The 16,680-nt window shown below is 73.2% G+C and carries 12 protein-coding genes, 4 pseudogenes and 1 riboswitch; of the genes and pseudogenes, 4 read left to right on the top strand and 12 right to left on the bottom strand.

What is annotated here, in order from left to right:
- The first annotated feature begins 220 nt into the window (after window positions 1-220).
- The 3 genes from hisS (at window position 221) to hisG (ending at window position 4,411) form a co-directional block, all read left to right on the top strand.
- A complete protein-coding gene (gene hisS, locus FVA80_RS23185; protein ID WP_147909085.1) occupies window positions 221-1,765 on the top strand; it encodes a histidine--tRNA ligase in 1,545 nt (514 codons plus the stop codon).
- Between the two features lie 514 nt (window positions 1,766-2,279).
- A complete protein-coding gene (locus FVA80_RS23195) occupies window positions 2,280-3,422 on the top strand; it encodes an ATP phosphoribosyltransferase regulatory subunit (protein ID WP_147898692.1) in 1,143 nt (380 codons plus the stop codon).
- On the top strand, window positions 3,419-4,411 hold the full coding sequence (gene hisG, locus FVA80_RS23200; protein ID WP_147909087.1) for an ATP phosphoribosyltransferase: 993 nt from the start codon (window positions 3,419-3,421) through the stop codon (window positions 4,409-4,411). The genes FVA80_RS23195 and hisG overlap by 4 nt, the downstream gene beginning before the upstream one ends.
- A gap of 267 nt (window positions 4,412-4,678) precedes the next feature.
- Here hisG and FVA80_RS23205 read toward each other — a convergent pair whose 3' ends face one another.
- From FVA80_RS23205 to FVA80_RS23215, 3 genes are all read right to left on the bottom strand, one after another.
- Window positions 4,679-5,023, bottom strand: coding sequence for a lysozyme inhibitor LprI family protein (locus FVA80_RS23205; RefSeq protein ID WP_147909088.1), 345 nt, complete (start codon window positions 5,021-5,023; stop codon window positions 4,679-4,681).
- 75 nt (window positions 5,024-5,098) lie between these two features.
- Window positions 5,099-5,530 (bottom strand): protoporphyrinogen oxidase HemJ, encoded by a 432-nt coding sequence (hemJ, locus tag FVA80_RS23210; protein ID WP_147909089.1) that lies wholly within the window; start codon window positions 5,528-5,530, stop codon window positions 5,099-5,101.
- 5 nt (window positions 5,531-5,535) lie between these two features.
- Window positions 5,536-6,693 (bottom strand): uroporphyrinogen decarboxylase, encoded by a 1,158-nt coding sequence (locus FVA80_RS23215; protein WP_147909090.1) that lies wholly within the window; start codon window positions 6,691-6,693, stop codon window positions 5,536-5,538.
- Window positions 6,694-7,146: 453 nt separating this feature from the next.
- Between FVA80_RS23215 and FVA80_RS23220 the strand changes: the two genes are divergently transcribed.
- Window positions 7,147-7,977, top strand: coding sequence for a pyruvate, water dikinase regulatory protein (locus FVA80_RS23220; RefSeq protein WP_147909091.1), 831 nt, complete (start codon window positions 7,147-7,149; stop codon window positions 7,975-7,977).
- 119 nt (window positions 7,978-8,096) lie between these two features.
- On the opposite strand, the gene crcB is transcribed toward FVA80_RS23220, so the two are convergent.
- From crcB to FVA80_RS23265, 9 genes and pseudogenes are all read right to left on the bottom strand, one after another.
- Window positions 8,097-8,486 (bottom strand): fluoride efflux transporter CrcB, encoded by a 390-nt coding sequence (gene crcB, locus FVA80_RS23225; RefSeq protein ID WP_147909092.1) that lies wholly within the window; start codon window positions 8,484-8,486, stop codon window positions 8,097-8,099.
- An 89-nt stretch (window positions 8,487-8,575) separates the two neighbouring features.
- Window positions 8,576-8,649: riboswitch (Fluoride riboswitch) on the bottom strand.
- Between the two features lie 62 nt (window positions 8,650-8,711).
- Window positions 8,712-9,221, bottom strand: a complete 510-nt coding sequence (locus FVA80_RS23230) for a hypothetical protein (RefSeq protein WP_147909093.1) — start codon at window positions 9,219-9,221, stop codon at window positions 8,712-8,714.
- Window positions 9,222-9,393: 172 nt separating this feature from the next.
- The gene (locus FVA80_RS23235) at window positions 9,394-10,812 is read right to left on the bottom strand and encodes a hypothetical protein (protein ID WP_246692095.1); all 1,419 of its coding nucleotides are present in this window, start codon (window positions 10,810-10,812) and stop codon (window positions 9,394-9,396) included.
- Window positions 10,806-11,725, bottom strand: a pseudogene (locus FVA80_RS23240) (tetratricopeptide repeat protein). Before FVA80_RS23240 ends, FVA80_RS23235 begins: the two are co-directional and overlap by 7 nt.
- Window positions 11,725-12,654 (bottom strand): VWA domain-containing protein, encoded by a 930-nt coding sequence (locus FVA80_RS23245; RefSeq protein ID WP_147957880.1) that lies wholly within the window; start codon window positions 12,652-12,654, stop codon window positions 11,725-11,727. Before FVA80_RS23245 ends, FVA80_RS23240 begins: the two are co-directional and overlap by 1 nt.
- A gap of 256 nt (window positions 12,655-12,910) precedes the next feature.
- Window positions 12,911-13,950: pseudogene (locus tag FVA80_RS23250) on the bottom strand (VWA domain-containing protein).
- Window positions 13,947-14,409, bottom strand: a pseudogene (locus FVA80_RS23255) (DUF4381 family protein). Before FVA80_RS23255 ends, FVA80_RS23250 begins: the two co-directional pseudogenes overlap by 4 nt.
- A 105-nt stretch (window positions 14,410-14,514) precedes the next feature.
- Window positions 14,515-15,370, bottom strand: a pseudogene (locus FVA80_RS32220) (DUF58 domain-containing protein).
- Between the two features lie 266 nt (window positions 15,371-15,636).
- Entirely contained in the window at window positions 15,637-16,638 is a 1,002-nt protein-coding gene (locus tag FVA80_RS23265; RefSeq protein ID WP_147910050.1) for a MoxR family ATPase, read from the bottom strand.
- Between the last annotated feature and the right edge of the window lie 42 nt (window positions 16,639-16,680).

The raw sequence follows: 16,680 nt of genomic DNA on the forward strand, positions 1-16,680 counted from the left end.
GTGGCGACGCGCAGGAGCGCCCTCGAAGGCGGGAGCCGGCGGCCACCTTTCGGAACGATGCTCCAGGGCGGCGCGGCACGAGCGGCCGAGCGAGCCGGCCGGAAACCGAATTCCCCTTTCGCCCGTCATGCTCTAGAGCCCGGCCCCAGGATCCCCGCCGCGCCGGGGACGACTCACACCGGACCCGGGCTCCGGGTCCGCGGGAAGCGAACGCGTTCACATGTCCAAGCCCGAAACCGCGAAGGCCGAGAGCCGGGCCGAAATCCTGAAACCCCGCCTGCCCCGCGGCTTCGTCGACCGCCGCGCCGACGAGATCGCCGCGCAGGGGCGGATGCTGGAGACGATCCGCAAGAGCTTCGAGCTCTACGGCTTCGAGGCCCTGGAGACGCCGTTCGTCGAGTACACCGAGGCGCTGGGCAAGTTCCTGCCCGACCTCGACCGGCCGAATGCCGGCGTGTTCTCGTTCCAGGACGACGACGAGGCCTGGCTCAGCCTGCGCTACGACCTGACCGCGCCGCTGGCCCGGTTCGTGGCCGAGAACTACGACGCGCTGCCGAAACCCTACCGCAGCTACCGGGCCGGCTTCGTGTTCCGCAACGAGAAGCCGGGCCCCGGCCGCTTCCGCCAGTTCATGCAGTTCGACGCCGACATCGTCGGCGCCGGCAGCGTCGCGGCCGATGCCGAGACCTGCATGCTGATGGCCGACACGCTGGACCGGCTCGGGCTCGGCGGCCAGTACGTCGTCAAGGTCAACAACCGCAAGGTGCTCGACGGCGTCATGGAGGCGATCGGGCTCGCCGGCCCCGACAAGGCTGGCCAGCGCCTGACCGTCCTGCGGGCGATCGACAAGCTCGACCGGCTCGGCGTCGACGGCGTGCGCGACCTCCTGGGCGCGGGCCGCAAGGACGAGAGCGGCGACTTCACCAAGGGCGCGGGCCTCGACGCCGATGCGGTGTCCCGGATCCTGGCCTACGTGTCGTTCCAGGCCGATGCCGGCGACGGCGCCGATCGGATGGCCTTCTGGGAGAGGTTCTTCGCCGGCTGGCACGAGGCGGTGGGCGGGTCCGAGACCGGCCGCGAGGGCATCGCCGAATTGCACGCGATCATGCGGCTCTGCGCCGCCGCCGGCTACGGCCACGACGTGATCCGCGCCGATCCGAGCGTGGTGCGCGGGCTCGAATACTACACCGGCCCGGTCTACGAGGCCGAGTTGACCTTCCCGGTCACCAACGAGGACGGCCAGACCGTGCGCTTCGGCTCGGTGGCCGGCGGCGGCCGCTACGACGGCCTGGTCGGGCGGTTCCGGGCCGAGCCGGTGCCGGCCACCGGCTTCTCCATCGGCGTCTCGCGGCTGTTCTCGGCGTTGCAGCTGGTGAAGAGCCCGCTGCTCGCCGGCACCGAGACCCCCGGCCCGGTGGTGGTGCTGGTCCTCGACCGCGAGAACATGGCCGATTACCAGCGGCTGGTCGCGCTGCTGCGGGCCGACGGCATCCGGGCCGAGCTCTATCTCGGCTCCGCCGGCATGAAGGCGCAGATGAAGTATGCCGACCGGCGCCGCGCCCCGGCGGCGATCATCCAGGGCTCGAACGAGCGCCTGGCCGGCGAGGTCCAGATCAAGGATCTGATCGAGGGTGCGCGGGCGGCCGAGAGCATCGGCAGCAACGCCGAGTGGAAGGCCGCGCGCCCGGCGCAGGTCTCCTGCCCCGAGGCCGACATGGTGGCGCAGGTCCGCGCCGTGCTGGCCCGGCACTTTCCGGCCGTTTAGGGCCGTTCCCCGGTTCAGCGCGCCCGCTTGCGCCGAACCGGTATCCGCGTCGACGGCGCGCGCTGAGGCTGGTCCGCTCGCGGCATCGAACGCGGCGGGTCCGGCCGCGTTGTCCCCGGTCGGACCCGCGACGGGACCGGCTGGGAGACCCGGGGATGCTGGCCAAGACCCTGATCCTGTCGGCCGCGCTGATGCTCGCCGCGCCGGCCTCGGCCTGGGCGGGCCGCTCGGTGCCCGACCGGCTGCCGAGCGCCACCGCGGTCGCCACCCGGGGACCGGCAGCGCTCCGGTGCTCAGCGCCGGGATCGCGGGTGCCCCGCCATGGCCACGCTGACCCGCCGCAAGCCCGGACGACGCCCGCGGGGCGCCCGGCTCGGCAGCACCCGGCCGCTCTGAGGAAACGCACCCCGCCCCGTCCGGGCAGGCCTGCGTACACCGTCGCGCCGGTCGGGTGCGCGTGCGTGTCGCCAAGCGCGATTGCGGTTGCTACAGAGCGCCCGCGAGGATGGACACCATGACACGACCGGAGGCCGGTGAGACGGGGGCGGGCGACGCGGCGCGGACGCGCCTGCTCGCGCATCTGAGTGCGGCCGGCTACCACCCGGTGACGCCGCCGGTTCTGCAGCCGGTGGAGCCGTTCCTGGAACTGTCCGGCGAGGACATCCGCCGGCGCATCTTCGTCACCCAGGACGCGGCCGGGACCGAGCTGTGCCTGCGGCCGGAATTCACGATCCCCGTCTGCCGCCTGCACCGGGCCCAGGCCGATGGCCGGGCGGCCGATTACAGCTATTGCGGCCCGGTCTTCCGGTTGGCCGCCGACGAGCCGGACGAGTTCTTCCAGGCCGGCATCGAATCGATTGGCCGCACCGACACCCCGGCCGCCGATGCCGAGGTGCTGGGGCTGGCGCTCGAAGGCCTCGCGCTGTTCGGCCGGACCGACCCCGCGGTGCGGCTCGGCGATATGGGTCTGACCGTGGCTCTGCTCGACGGGCTGGCGGTGCCGCCGGCGGCCAAGCGCCGGACCCTGCGGGCGCTCGCCGCCGGGCGATCCCTCGACGACGTCACCAATGGCGGCGAGGGCGCCCGGCCCGAGGATCCCCATGCCGGGCTGCTCGCCGCGATCCAGGGCCAGGACCCGCGGGGCGTGCGCGCCTTCGTGGAGGACGTGCTCGCCATCGCGGGCATCTCGGCGGTGGGTGGCCGCAGCGCCGGCGAGATCGCCGAGCGTTTCCTCGGCAAGGCGGCCGCGCAGGCCAATGGCGGGGCCGGGCTCAACCCCGAGAACCGCGCCGTGCTCGACCGCTACCGGGCCATCGCCGGCCATCCGGACGCCGCCGCACGCGACCTGCGGGCGCTGGTCGCCGATGCGGGCCTGCGCCACGACGCGCTCTCGGCCGCCCTCGACCTGTTCGAGGAGCGTACCGGCTTCATCGCGGCGCGCGGCCTGCCGATCGAGCGGTTCCGCTTCCAGGGCGGCTTCGCCCGCAACCTCGACTACTACACCGGCTTCATCTTCGAGGTGAACGAGGGCGACGGCCCGATGCTGGTCGGCGGCGGCCGCTACGACGGCCTGCTCGGGCATCTCGGCAGCCCGGCGCCCCTGCCCGCGGTGGGCTGCACCTTCTGGGTCGAGCGCGTGGCGGGAGCCGGCCGATGACCCCCTCGGAACCGGGCGCCATGCCGCTGATCCTCGCCGTCCCGTCCAAGGGACGCCTCCAGGAGAACGCCAGCGCGTTCTTCGGCCGCGCCGGCCTGCGGCTCGCCCAAGGTGCCGGCGCCCGCGACTACCGCGGCAAGCTCGTCGGCGTGCCGGGGGTCGAGGTCCGCTACCTCTCGGCCTCGGAGATCGCGGCGCAGCTCGCCTCAGGCGCCGCCCATCTCGGGGTGACCGGCGAAGACCTGATCCGCGAGACCCTGCCGGACGTGCGCGGCCAGGTCGAACTCCTGACCCCGCTCGGCTTCGGCAACGCCACCGTGGTGGTGGCGGTGCCCCAGGCCTGGATCGACGTGCGGGCGATGTCCGACCTCGACGAGGTCGCGGCGCTGATGCGCACCCGCCACGGCCGCCGCCTGCGGGTTGCGACCAAGTACGTGAACCTGACCCGCCGGTTCTTCGCCGAGAAGGGCGTGGCCGATTACCGGATCGTCGAGAGCCTGGGGGCCACCGAGGGTGCGCCGGCCGCCGGCTCCGCCGAGATCGTGGTCGACATCACCACCACCGGCGCGACGCTCAGCGCCAACGCCCTGAAGGTGCTGGACGACGGCATCATCCTGCGCTCCGAGGCCAACCTGGTCGCCTCGCTGAAGGCGCCCTGGGGCGAGGACCAGCGGACGGCTTTGCGCACCGTGCTCGGCCGCATCGCCGCCGAGGAGCGCGCCCGCACCACCCGGGAGGTCCGGGCGGCCCTGCCGGAGAGCGGCGCGATCGACCTCGCCACGATCGCGGGCCTGCACGAGGCCGAATTGCCCTACGGTGCCCCGCGCGGGGGCGACGGCGAGATCGTGATGCGCTGCCCCGAGGGCGCGGTGTTCGCGCTCGCGGGCGCCCTGGTCGAGGCCGGCGCCCGGGCCGTGACGGTCCGGCGGGTCGACTACGCCTTCGCGGCCGAGAACCCGCTGGCGGAGCGGCTGCTGGCCCGGCTCTAGAACGCCCTCCATGGTGCCGACCGGCTCGCGGACGTCCTGACTCTCGCCTGCACCGGCCGTGTCTCCCGCTCGGCGGCGGATCACCCCGCCGAGCGACCGCAAAACCGACCCGCCACCCCGACGCCGGAGAGGATTTTCCCGCCCGCGGACGAGACCGTGGGTCGGGCGGCGATGAGTTCACGCACGCGCATGAGCGCCGGGATCGATCGGCCCTGCGGTGCGAGGATCGTCAAACCGGCGACACAATGTCTGCTGCGGCCCTTGCTTCTATTGCGGTCCCTGCTTGGCGAATTCCGCCAGCACTCCGCGCAGCACCTTCAACCGGGTCTCGTAGAGGCCGCGCAGGCAGGCGAGGTCGGCGCCGCAGGCGTGGCGCTCCTTGAGCCAGTCCTCCTGGTCGTCGCGCAGCTTGGTCTGGCCGCCCATCGGCAGGACATCCTTCAGGATGGCGAACCGGGTCGCCATCTCGACATCCATGTCGTTGAGCGGGAGATGCCCGCAGATCGCCCTCTCGTCGGGGGTCTCGGCCTTGTCGCAGGCGAAGCTCGCGGCCCGGGCGGGGGCGGCGGCGAGGAGCGCCATCGGCAGCAGGAGGGCGAATAGCTTGGTCATGGCCCCCAACGGCCCGGCCGGTGAAAGGCTCCGGCCCCGACGGCGCAACGGACCCCGGATCACAGGATCCCGGGATCAGAAGCCCGGCTTGACCACCGCCAGGATGACGATGCCGATCAGCAGGAGGGTCGGCACCTCGTTGAGCACCCGGTAGAACCTGTGCCCGCGGGTGTTCCGGTCGGCTGCGAACTCCTTGACCATCCGGCCGAGCCAGCCGTGGATGCCCGACATCGCCAGCACCAGCACAAACTTCGCCTGAAGCCAGGGGCTCGCGTAGAAGCCGCTCATCCAGGCCAGCACCAGCCCGAACGCCCAGGTGGCGATCAGGGCCGGGTTCATGATCGCCTTGAGCAGGCGCCGCTCCATCACCTTGAAGGTCGCGGATTGCGCCTCCGAGCCCGGCGGCAGGCTCGCGTGGTAGACGAACAGCCGGGGCAGGTAGAGCATGCCCGCCATCCAGGCGATCAGGCTGATGACGTGCCCGGCCTTGATCCAGTCGTACAGCACGGGCTCTACCGGCGCAGCCGCGCGAGCATGCGCTCGACATGGGCGACCGGCGTCTGCGGGGTGATGCCGTGGCCGAGGTTGAAGATGTGCGGCAGGCCGGCGGTGGCCTCCAGCACCGCGTCGACCCCGGCATCGAGGGCGTCGCCGCCGGCGATCAGCGTATCGGGATGCAGGTTGCCCTGGGTCACCATCGTGGCCGGCACGTGCCGGCGCAGGGCCTTCAGGTCCACCGCCCAATCCACGCCCACGGCGTCGGCGCCGGTCTCCGGCACCACCCGGGCATGGCCGTCGAGGCCCGAGCCGCGGGCGAACACGATGATCTTGGCGTGCGGGACCCGTGCACGGACGCCCGCGATCATCCGGGCGATCGGACGGAGCGACCAGCGGGTCAGGGCGTCCACGGCCGCGTCGTCCGGCAGGGCGCTCTCGGTCACGTCGCCCACAGGCTCGACGATATTCTCGGAGGCCGGCACGGCGCGCGGCAGGGTGCCGGCATGGGATTCGAAGATCTGCACCGCGTCGGCGCCGGCCTCGAGCTGGCGGACGAGATACTCGGTCTGCACCGTCACGAGGCGGTCGATCAGGGTGTCGACCAAGGCGGTGTCGCCCTCGGCCAGCGCCCGGGCGGGGGCGAGGTCCGGGGTGCCGCGCCCGCCGATCATGTAGCTCGCCACCGTCCAGGGCGCGCCGCAGAAGCCGAGCAGGGTGGTCTCGCCGGGCAGTTCGGCACGCAGCCGCCTCACCGTCTCGAAGACCGGGGCTAGGTGCGAAAAAATCGCCGGATCGCCGGCCTCGCGCAGCCGCCCGAAGGCGTCGCGGCCGTCCAGGGGATCGAGGCGCGGGCCCTCGCCCTCGACGAAGCGCACGTCCTGGCCCAGCGCGTGGGGGACGACCAGGATGTCCGAGAACAGGATCGCCGCGTCGAAGCCGAACCGGCGGATCGGCTGCAGGGTCACCTCGACGGCGAAGTCCGGGCTGTAGCAGAGGTCGAGGAAGGACCCGGCCTCGGCCCGGCTCGCCCGGTATTCCGGCAGGTAGCGGCCGGCCTGGCGCATCATCCAGGCGGGGGGCGGCCCGATCGCCTCGCCCTCGAGGACGCGCAGCACCGCCCGCTCGGACTTGCCTCCGGACCCGCGCTCCGTCCCCGTCATCGTCGCTCCCATTCCGTCCCCGTCATTCCGCATGCCCGTCAGCGGCCGTCCTGTCGAGTCGAGGCGCGCCGGATCCCCACACAGGCCCCTCTCGAAAAGAAAAGAGAGATTCTAGGACTCTGTTTTTTCTATTGGGGGGCCTCAACACGATGGTGCAATCGGATCCACAGGCCGTCCCCGCCGCCGCGCCGTTAACGAGGCTTTAAAGGATTCGCTCCATGTTGCGAGAACGGCCAAGTCCAACAGCGGCTTGCGAACGCCGAGTCCGGTACGCGCCCCTGTTGCGTCCCGGATTCTCCCAGGCGCCCGGATTCCGCGCGCCTCGACGGCGTACCTGTGAACGGCGGAGTCGATAAGGCGCGGCCCCTTCGCCCTGGACCAGCCCGAAGCCGCATCCTATCCACACTCATCGACTCCCTGGCGGCCGGCAGTGGATAACGCCCCCGGCGAGACGAAGGCGACCCGATGGGCCGGAGCTACTTCCACCTTCACCTCGTGTCCGACTCCACCGGTGAGACGCTGATCAACGTCGGCCGGGCGGCGGCCGCGCAGTACGAGGGCGTCTCGGCGATCGAGCACGTCTATCCGCTGGTGCGCTCGGCGGCGCAGCTCGACCGGGTGATCTCGGAGATCCGGGCGGCGCCGGGCCTGGTGCTCTACACCCTGGTGGGCGGCGACCTGGGCGAGCGGCTCGAAGAGGTCGCCCGCGAGACCAGCTCCCCCTGCCTGTCGGTGCTGCGGCCGGTCCACGACCTGCTGCGCGCCTATCTCGGGGCCGAGACCACGGCCCGGCCGGGCGCCCAGCACATGCTCAACGCGGAGTATTTCAAGCGCATCGACGCGATGAACTTCACGCTGGCCCACGACGACGGCAACCTGCCGGAGGACCTGGAGGATGCCGACGTGATCCTGCTTGGGGTCAGCCGGACCTCGAAGACACCGACCTCGATCTACCTCGCCAACCGCGGGCTCAAGACCACGAACCTGCCGCTGGTGCCCGGCATGCCGCTGCCGCCGGCGATCGAGCGGGCGCGCAAGCCCCTGGTGGTCGGCCTGTTCGCCTCGCCCGAGCGGATCGTGCAGATCCGTCAGAACCGACTGTCGAGCCTCAACGCCGACGAATCCTCGATGTATGTCGACCGCTCGGCGGTGGCCGACGAGATCACCATGTCGCGCCGGCTGTTCACCAAGAACCGCTGGCCGACCATCGACGTGACCCGTCGCTCGATCGAGGAGACCGCCGCGGCGATCGTCGACCTCTACCGCGACCACCGCCTGAAGTTCATCGCCGACTGAGGCAAGTCCGGGGGTCCGAAGGGCTCAGCCCTTGGGGGATTGGGGCGCAGCCCCGCGATATTAGGGTTCTGCCCTGGACCCGGAAAAAGGTCGTAGACCTTTCGAAACCATGACCATTTTCAGCCACCGCTGAGAACCGTCCGCATCAGGGCGATGCCGGCCAGCAGGCCGAGCAGACCGGCCGCCACCGAGACCGTCACGTAGAGGGCCGCGGCGGCCAGATGGCCGCGCTCGTATAGGCTGATCGCGTCCAGCGAGAAGGTCGAGAAGGTGGTGAAGCCGCCCAGCACCCCGGTGGTCAGGAACAGCCGCGCCGGGTGTCCGGCCGCCCCGCGCAGGGCGAAGCTCTCGGCCAGGACGCCCATCAGGAACGAGCCGAGCACGTTGATGACGATCGTGGCGAGGGGAAACCCGAAGCCCGGCAGCAGACGGGTGACCGCGACGTTGACCCCGTGGCGGGCCCCGCCGCCGAGCCCGGCCCCGAGGATGACGATGAGGGTGTTGATCATACCGGCCCTTCCTGTTCGGTCGGGCGGTGCCGTCACGTCCGCTTCGCGGCGTCGGGCGCACGGCCCCACCGCGGACGTCCGGAGCCGCCCGTGCGGTAGGAGCCATCAGCCCGGCCTGGCGACGGCCGGGCGGTTATCGGGGAGCCCCATCCCCATCCCGGGCAGGATTAGCCGAGGACGGGGCCGAGGGGAATCCGGCTCCCCGCCGCACGATCAGCGGTCGCGTTACTGCACGGCGGCGAAGTGGCTGCGCTGCTCGATCTGGGCCGCGTAGAAATCCTCGACGACTTCGCGGACCACCTCGGCCAGGTCGGTCCCGCGGTGCTCGTCCAGGTGGATGTCGCTGCCGACGCTGCGGCCGAGGGCGGCGCCGGTCGCGCCCGGGACCAGGCGCTCGTTGTAGCGCTGATTGAGGCCCGAGACCGAGATGGTGTTGCTGCCGCCGAGCTCGGGGCCGTACTTGATCTTGATCTTCTGCTCGGTGTCGGTCCCGCGCAGCTTGGCGCACAGGCTGATGAAGTTGTCCTGGTCGATCTTGGCCTCGAGGCCCGTGATGCTGCCGTGGACGTTGTCCTCCTCGTTGAGCACTTCCGCCATCAGGCTCAGGACGCCGACCACCGGCTCGAGGGCGCGGTTGCCCTCCTCCAGCAGCTTCCGGCGGAAGTCGTTGCTGCGGGCGTCGGCATCCTGCAGCCGGGCGCGGAACCGGTCCTTGACGTCGTTGGCGCGTGTCATGGCGTCCTCCCTGTTGTTTCGAATCAAGTCTTTGTTGTTGGGATAGCAAAGACTACGAAGCGAAATCAGGTCCCGCAAGACGGTGCAAAACATTGATGCGTGCTCAGAACTTGAGCCGTTGCACAAGAAGCGTACCTGCCCGGACGCTATGCAGGGGCCGCCGAAGCCCGGATCAGGCCGCCGGCCCGTCGAGCGGGGCCAACCGGTCCGGACCGGGCGCGCCCGCCGAGAATTCGGGCCGCGACAGCGCCCGGGCCAGGGCCAGCAGGTCCGGGACGGGGGCGCCCGCGGTGCCGAACACCGCCCGGTCGAGGGCGGCGAGCCGCACCGCGAGATCGGGCCGGGCCTGCCAAGTCCGGGCGAGTTCCGGCGACTCCCGGCGGGCGGCCTCCAGGGCTGCGCGGAACCCGGTCGGATCGCCCGCGCGGGCGGCCCGGTTCAGGGCCCGGCGGGCGGTACCGGACAGGCGCAGGCGCGGCCGGCCCGCGCCGTACCCGATCAGGGCCAGCCCCAGGCCGAAGGCCGCGAGCGCCGCGGCGGCCGCGACCAGCGGGGACGGCACCGGGGGCGGCGCCCGATCGCCCTCCCGGTCGGGCAGGCCGCCGCCGATCTGCCGGGCCGGGATCTCGGCCTCGCGCATGGTGCGGGTGTTGGTGTCGAACCACGGGATCGCGATGGCGTCGAGGGGAATCACCTCGGGCACGCCGGGCCGCACGTCCCACTGGTAGGTCGCCCGGGCCACCGGCCCGGAGGGCGTCAGCAGGGTCTCGCGGGTGACCGGGCCGGCGAAGGTGAGGATGCCCCGGGTGCGCATCACCGGCCGGGGCGGCAGGCCCTCGGCGACCATGCCCTGGACCTCCAAGGTGACGATCCGCCGGGTGGTCTCGCCGAGCTTCACGGTCTCGGGGTCCGGGCTCCAGGAATCGGTGACCGCCACGTCGCGGGCGGGCAGCCACCAGGGTTCCTTGACGTCCGGGCCGCCTCCGGCGGCGGTCCAGGCCGCCACCGGGAACGGGATCGGCTTCGAGCGCACCTCGACGATCCGCCGCTCTCCGAAGTCGTTGACCGTCAGCTTATGGGTGAAGGGCTCGAGGATGAAGTCGCCCGCGTGGTGCGGGAACACCGCCACGGTGCGGTCGAACGCGATGGCGCTCTGGCCGTCCGGAAGCTTTGTCTTGCTCCAATGGTCGCGGCCGAGCTGCGTCCAGGAGAAGTTGGCGAGGGTGGGCTGGACGACCTCCTCCAGCAGGATCGGCTGCTTGTAGACCCCATGGATCTTCAACAGCACCATCTCGCGGGCGAAGGGCGGGCTGTTGCCGTTGAACTCCGCGGTGACCGTGAGGGTCAGGTCGCCGGGCTCGATCTCGGCCTGCGCCGGAAGGGGGGCGAGGAGCGCGAGCGCCAGGAGCAGGAGGCGGCTCTGTCGCTTCCGGCTGCCGGCTGCTGCACGTTCACATCGCGTTGCGCAGGCCACGACGAGCCCCCTCTTCCGTACGGGAGAGGGGACCCGCTCCGCATCCGGTAACGTGGCCATCCGGCAGCGCGCCAGGGGAGCCAGACGCGGGCGGAAAAAGTCCCAAAACACTACCACGGATTGCTCCCGGCCGGGATGGCGGTGCCGGCTTCGACCCGGCGGGTCTGCTCGGCGCGCAGGCGCAGCTTGAGGAAGCGGCCGGGATCGTCCGGCAGGGTCTGGAGCCAGAGCCGGTCGGGGCGGATCTCGTGGGCCTCGAAGCTCTTGGTCACCCGGCGGACCTCGCGCTCGGGCGCCTCCGCGACCATGGCCGCACCGCCGCCGGTGCGGCCGCGCCCGGCCGCGTCGCCGGCCGAGCCCCGGCCTGGCCCTTGCCGGCGTCGATCGATTGCTGCTCGGCCTTGCCGCGGCGGGCGACCTTGCTGTTGCCGGGCAGGGACGCGCTGGCGTTGGATTCCTTGTTGCCGGCCAGGCCCTCGCCGCTGGAGGCGGCGTTGATGTCGTTGTTCTGGTCCTGGTTGGCGGTGTTGTTGTAGCGGGCGCCGTATTGCGCGGTGCCGTTGGCGATGCCGCCGCCGGGGCCGCGGTCGATCACCTCGGCGACCATCCGGGCGACCAGGGAGCGGTTGGCCTGCGCGTCGGCGTCGCGCGGGTCGAAGCGCAGGGCCTCGTCGTAGGCGGCGAGCGCGCCCTCGAAATCGCCCGCTCGCGCCAGGGCGTTGCCGAGGTTGTAGCGGGCCCGTTTTCCGCCGTTGCGGAATAGCGCGATCGCCTCGCCGTAGCGGCCGGCCTGGTACAGGGCGGCGGCGCGCCAGGCCGGATCGACGATCAGGTCGGCGGCGAGCCCGGGCAGGCCGAGCGCCATCAGCAGCCGCCCGAACCCGGTGCGGGGCTGCGAGACGGCGAGCAGAGCCACGAGCCCGAGGCCGGCCAGCGCCAGCCCGGCCATCCGGGCGAACCGCCGCCAGCCCGGGGGAAGGCCGGCGCGGATCGGGACTGCGAGACCGGTCCTGGACAAGAACCGCTCCATCACGCGCTCCTGCGGAACAGGACCAGGGCCGGCAGGGCTGCGAGCAGCAGCAGCCAGCGGCCGAGATCCGCGTAGGCGAGCACGCCGTAGCCACCGGCCGCGAGGTGCTGGGCGGTCCCCGCCCCGACCGCGTCGAGCACCGGGCCGGGCTCGGTGATGTCGGCGACGCGCCCACCGCCAGCCCGGACCAGCGCGTCGAGGGCGGCCCGGTCGGGCTTCAGGGCACCCGGCGGCAGCGGCTTGTCGGCGGGGACGAACAGGGCCTGGAGGCGCCAGCCGCGATCGGCCAGAGCGCGGGCTTCCCGGTTGGCGGCCTCGCCGATGCCGTCGCCGTCGCTGATCAGCACCACGTCGGCCGCGACGACGTCGGCCTCCGCCAGCGTCCGGCGGGCCAGCGTCAGCCCGCGCTCGGGATGGCTGCCGCGGTCCGGCACGGTGTCGGCATCGAGGGCGAACAGGGTCGTGCCGAAGCTGTCCCGATCGGTGGTCGGCGAGGCGGCGAGATAGGCGTCGCCGGCATAGACGACGAGCGACACGGCCCGGGTGCCGGCGGCCTCGGCGATCGCGGCGGCGGCCTGGCGGACGCCCTGGAGGTTCCCACCCTCGGTGACCGAGCGGGAGAGGTCCAGGACGATCACGGTCGCGTCGAGATTGCGGAAGGTCGCCGTATCGGCGCGCTCCACCGCGGGGCCGGTCAGCGCCAGCGCGATCGCCCCGGCGGCCAGGGCGGCGGCCCGGTTCGCCTGCCGCCGTCCGCCGATCACGGCTCCGGCGCGGGCGAGATGGGCCATGAGGGCCGGATCGACCGCCCGCCCCCAATCGCCGAGCGGCGCCGCCCGCCAGGCGGCGCGGAGCGCCAGCAGCGCCACGACCGGGATCGCCAGGAACCACCAGGGGCGCAGGAACGCGAAGGCGTCGAGCGCGCTCATGCGGGTCGCCTCGCGATGGGCGTTCTCTCGACCCGTCCGAAACCGACGCGCGTCCTTCCGCCCTCCCCTGCGGGGAAGGGTGGCCCCTGCGTCGGCAGGGATCGGGAGAGGCCGTATCCGGAGACGGCGCGCCGGAAGTCCGGACCCGCAGGGTCGCGTCGCCGCTTACCGAACGGCCTTCGGGGACCACCCGCCCCGCGCGGGATGAAGCCCGCAAGGCTTGGACTGTGATCATGCGAGAGCGCAGGATTCATCATCACACCCCCCTCCGGGTCGCCAGCAGGGCCGCGGCGGCGGCCAGCGCCAGGGCGCCGGGCCAGGGCCAGAGGTCCCGGCGCAGCGGCAGGGGGGGCGCGAGGGCGCGGCCGCCCTCCAGCTGGTCGATCGCGTCGGCGACCCGGACGAGATCCTCGGTGGTGCGGACCCGGAACGCTTCGCCGCCGCTGGCCTGGGCCATGTCGCGCAGGGTCTCGGTGTCGACCACGTCCTGCTCGCCGTCGGCATCGGCCATGTCCCGGGGGCCGAGCGCGATCGTGTAGACCCGGATGCCGAGCTCCTTGGCCAGGGCGGCCACGTCCTTGGGGGCGGTCTGGCCGGCATTGTTGGCGCCGTCCGAGAGCAGGATCACGGCCTTCGCGGAGGGCGCCGCGGAGGGCGCCGCCAGGCCGTCGGCACGCGGCCCGGGGTCCTTCGGGTCGAGCCGGCGCAGGGCCAGTCCGAGGCCGTCGCCGATGCCGGTGGAACGGCCGCTGATGCCGATGGTCGCCTCGTCGAGGGCGCGGGCGACCGCCGCGGTGTCGAAGCTCGGGGCGGCGGCGACGTAGGCCTGGTCGGCGAAGATCACGAGGCCGATCCGGTCCCCGGCCCGGCGCCGGATGAAGTCGGTGCCGACGCGCTTGACCGCGGTGAGCCGGTTCACGGTCTCGCCGTCCAGCGTGAAATCGCGGCGCTCCATCGAGCCGGACAGGTCCATGGCGATCATGATCTCACGGCCGGAAGCCGGCAGGGCTGCGGCCGGCATCACCAGGCGGGGCCCGGAGAGCGCCACCACCAGGGCGGCCCAGAGGTCCAGACCAGGGCGGCCCGGCGGCGGCCGCGGGCGGCGAGGTCGGCGCCGGAGCGGGCGGTGCCGACCAGGGTCCCGGGCACCAGCAGGGCGCCGCTGCCGCCCTCCGTCTCGGCCGGGAGCAGGCGGGCGGCCAGCAGCGGTAGCGGCAAGGCGAACAGGATCCAGGGCGCCGCGAGGTCGAAGGCCGAGAGCTGCGCCGTGAGCCAGGCGGGGAGGAGGCCGCTCATGTCCGCAACCGTCCGATCAGGCGTCCCAGCTCGGCGTCGAGCCCGTCGAGGTCGGGTTCCTGGCGCCGGTACAGCCCGTCGGCCAGGACCCGGCCGGATCCGCGCGTGAAGAAGTCGGTGGCCAGGAGCGTGTCGAGGCGGGCGGCCCAGGCCGCGCCGGTCTCCCGGGCGGCGGCGTCCCCGCGAGCGTCCGGGCGAGGCGGCGCAGCAGGCGCGCCTGCGCCACGAGACGGGAAGCCGGATCGAGGCCGCGGGTGCCGGCGAGCTCGGCGAGCGCCGCCCGGCGCAGGCTCGCCCGGGCCCGTCCGCGCAGGTAGCGGACGAGCCCGACCAGCAGGGCGGCGAGGAAGCCCAAGGCCGCCGCCGCGACGACGACCCCTGCACCGCCCCGGCGGCGCCCCCCGGCAGGTGCAGGCCGCGGAGCTGGTCGAGGCTCGGGGCGATCTCGACGGGGTTCATCGCGCCGGGCCCGGATGTGGGAGACGCGGCGACGCGGCAGGGTTTCGTCTGCGCCTCGTCTCGGTCCGCAAGCCGGCACCCATCTGTCGGGACGAGCCCCGAGCCTCACAGCACCGCATCGAGGCGCTCCATCAGCGGCGCGTAGGCCTCCGGGCCGGCCTCGACGTCGAGGCGCACCCCCGCGATGCCCCGGCGGGCATAATCGGCCAGCCGCGCCTCGGCGGTCTCACCCGGCAGCGCCGTCGGGAGCGCGGTGCCGCGCCGGCCATCCGCCAACGCGAAGGGATAGAAGCCCGGCGGGCGGGCGCGCTCGAAGGCGTCGCTCACCAGGATCAGCCGGATCGCGACCCGCTCGGCCAGCAGGGTCAGCGTCTCGTCGAAGCCCGGGCCGGGGGCGTCGAGGGCGCTGGCGACGACCAGGTGTCCGCCGGCGGGCAGCAGGCTGCGGGCGAGCCCGAGGGTCGGCTCCAGGGTGCGTCGGACCCGGCGGCGCCGGCCGCCGCGAGGGCGTCCGCATGCGCCTGGGCCAGGGCGCCGGTCACCGCGATCATGGCGCGCTCGCCGCCGGCCGGGCGCAGCACCGTCTGCCCCCCGAGGCCGCCACCGCGAGGCCGACCCGGCCGCCATCGGCCGCCACCCGCCAGCCGAGCAGCGCCAGGGCCTCGGCGGCGGCCACCGAGCGCAGGGCCCGGCGGGTGCCGAACAGCATCGAGGGCCGGAAATCGGCGAGCAGCACCACGGCGCGGTCGCGCTCGTCGTGATGGGTGCGCACGTGCAGCTGCCCGGTGCGCGCGGTGGCGTTGCGGTCGATGAACCGGCGGTCATCGCCCTCGGACCAGAGCCGCACGTCCTCCGGCTCGGAACCGCGCCCGCGCCGCTTGGTGACGATGCCGCCGGGCAGGCCGGCGAGCGTCCGGGTCGCCGGCGCCGCGCCCCGCCGGGCCAAGTGGCGCAGGCCCATCAGGGCCTCACCCGAGAGATGGACGCCGTTCATTTGGGACTGGGCGGCACTCTCAAAACGCGCGCTCTTCCCTCCCCCCGCTGCGGGGGAGGGTAGGCCGGCCGTCAGGCCGGGTCGGGAGAGGGGAGCGACGCTGCCGGAAAGATCGCGACGGGCTTCAGATCCTGAATTGTCGCGCTGCCCCTCTCCCCCCCTGCTGCGCAGGGTACCCTCCCCCGCAGAGGGGGGAGGGCGTTTCCGGCTCCTGTTCCAAAGCCCGAACACCCTCAGAGCGCCCGGACCCGCTGCACCAGCTCGCCGACCAGGCCGCGGGCGGTCTTGCCTTCGGCGGCCGCGCGCCAGGTCAGGCCGATGCGGTGGGAGAGCGCGTCCCGGGCGAGTTCGGTGACGTCCTCCGGGGTGACGTGGTCCCGGCCGCGCAGCCAGGCCCGGGCCTTGCCCGCCATCATCAGCGCGAGCGTGCCGCGCGGCGAGGCCGGGTGCTCGATCATCGCCCGCAGGTCCGGCGCCGCCGCATCGGTGCGGGTCGCCGCCACCAGGCGGACCAGGTAATCCTTGAGCGCCGGCGACACGTAGGTGGCCAGAGCCGCCTCCCGGGCGGCGCGCACGTCGGCCAGCGCCAGGCGCACCGGCATGGCCTCGACATGGTGGGTCATCTCGCCCTCCACGAGGTCGAGGATCGCCCGCTCGGTGGCCTCGTCGGGCATCTCGACCACGACGTGCAGCAGGAAGCGGTCGAGCTGCGCCTCCGGAAGCGGGAAGGTGCCGGCATGCTCGATCGGGTTCTGGGTCGCCACGACCATGAACGGGTCGGCGAGCGGGTGGGTCTTCCCGGAGACCGTGATCTGCCCCTCGGCCATCGCCTCGAGCAGGGCCGACTGCACCTTGGGCGGCGCCCGGTTGACCTCGTCCACCAGCACGAGGGCGTGGAACAGGGGTCCCTGCAGGAACTCGAAGCTGCCGCTGTCCTGGCGCCAGACGGTGGTGCCGGTGAGGTCGGCCGGCATCAGGTCCGGGGTGCACTGGATGCGTGCGAACGAGCCGTCGAGCCCGTCGGCCAGCCGCTTGACCGCGCGGGTCTTGGCGAGGCCCGGCGCGCCCTCGATCAGGAGGTGGCCGCCGGTGAGCAGACCGATCAGCAGGCGCTCGACCAGGCCGGCGCTGCCGATCAGGCCGCGTTCCAACCCGTCGCGCAGGGCCAGGACCCGCCCGTGCAGGGCCGCGTCCGGTTCGGCCCCGGGACGGCGTTCGGCGAGGGCGTCACTCATGCGAAGAACGCTCGGGCGCGGAGAAATACACCCGCCACGGGG

Origin of the sequence: Methylobacterium sp. WL1 (genome assembly GCF_008000895.1) — a bacterium.
Taxonomy (GTDB): domain Bacteria; phylum Pseudomonadota; class Alphaproteobacteria; order Rhizobiales; family Beijerinckiaceae; genus Methylobacterium.

What these genes read in the sequence shown, in the direction of transcription:
- hisS (WP_147909085.1), top strand. Translation starts at nt 221, where the DNA reads ATGTCCAAGCCCGAAACCGCGAAGGCCGAGAGCCGGGCCGAAATCCTG.
- FVA80_RS23220 (WP_147909091.1), top strand. Translation starts at nt 7,147, where the DNA reads ATGGGCCGGAGCTACTTCCACCTTCACCTCGTGTCCGACTCCACCGGT.
- FVA80_RS23195 (WP_147898692.1), top strand. Translation starts at nt 2,280, where the DNA reads ATGACACGACCGGAGGCCGGTGAGACGGGGGCGGGCGACGCGGCGCGG.
- FVA80_RS23265 (WP_147910050.1), bottom strand. Translation starts at nt 16,638, where the DNA reads ATGAGTGACGCCCTCGCCGAACGCCGTCCCGGGGCCGAACCGGACGCG.
- hisG (WP_147909087.1), top strand. Translation starts at nt 3,419, where the DNA reads ATGACCCCCTCGGAACCGGGCGCCATGCCGCTGATCCTCGCCGTCCCG.
- crcB (WP_147909092.1), bottom strand. Translation starts at nt 8,486, where the DNA reads ATGATCAACACCCTCATCGTCATCCTCGGGGCCGGGCTCGGCGGCGGG.
- FVA80_RS23215 (WP_147909090.1), bottom strand. Translation starts at nt 6,693, where the DNA reads ATGGGAGCGACGATGACGGGGACGGAGCGCGGGTCCGGAGGCAAGTCC.
- FVA80_RS23245 (WP_147957880.1), bottom strand. Translation starts at nt 12,654, where the DNA reads ATGAGCGCGCTCGACGCCTTCGCGTTCCTGCGCCCCTGGTGGTTCCTG.
- FVA80_RS23230 (WP_147909093.1), bottom strand. Translation starts at nt 9,221, where the DNA reads ATGACACGCGCCAACGACGTCAAGGACCGGTTCCGCGCCCGGCTGCAG.
- FVA80_RS23205 (WP_147909088.1), bottom strand. Translation starts at nt 5,023, where the DNA reads ATGACCAAGCTATTCGCCCTCCTGCTGCCGATGGCGCTCCTCGCCGCC.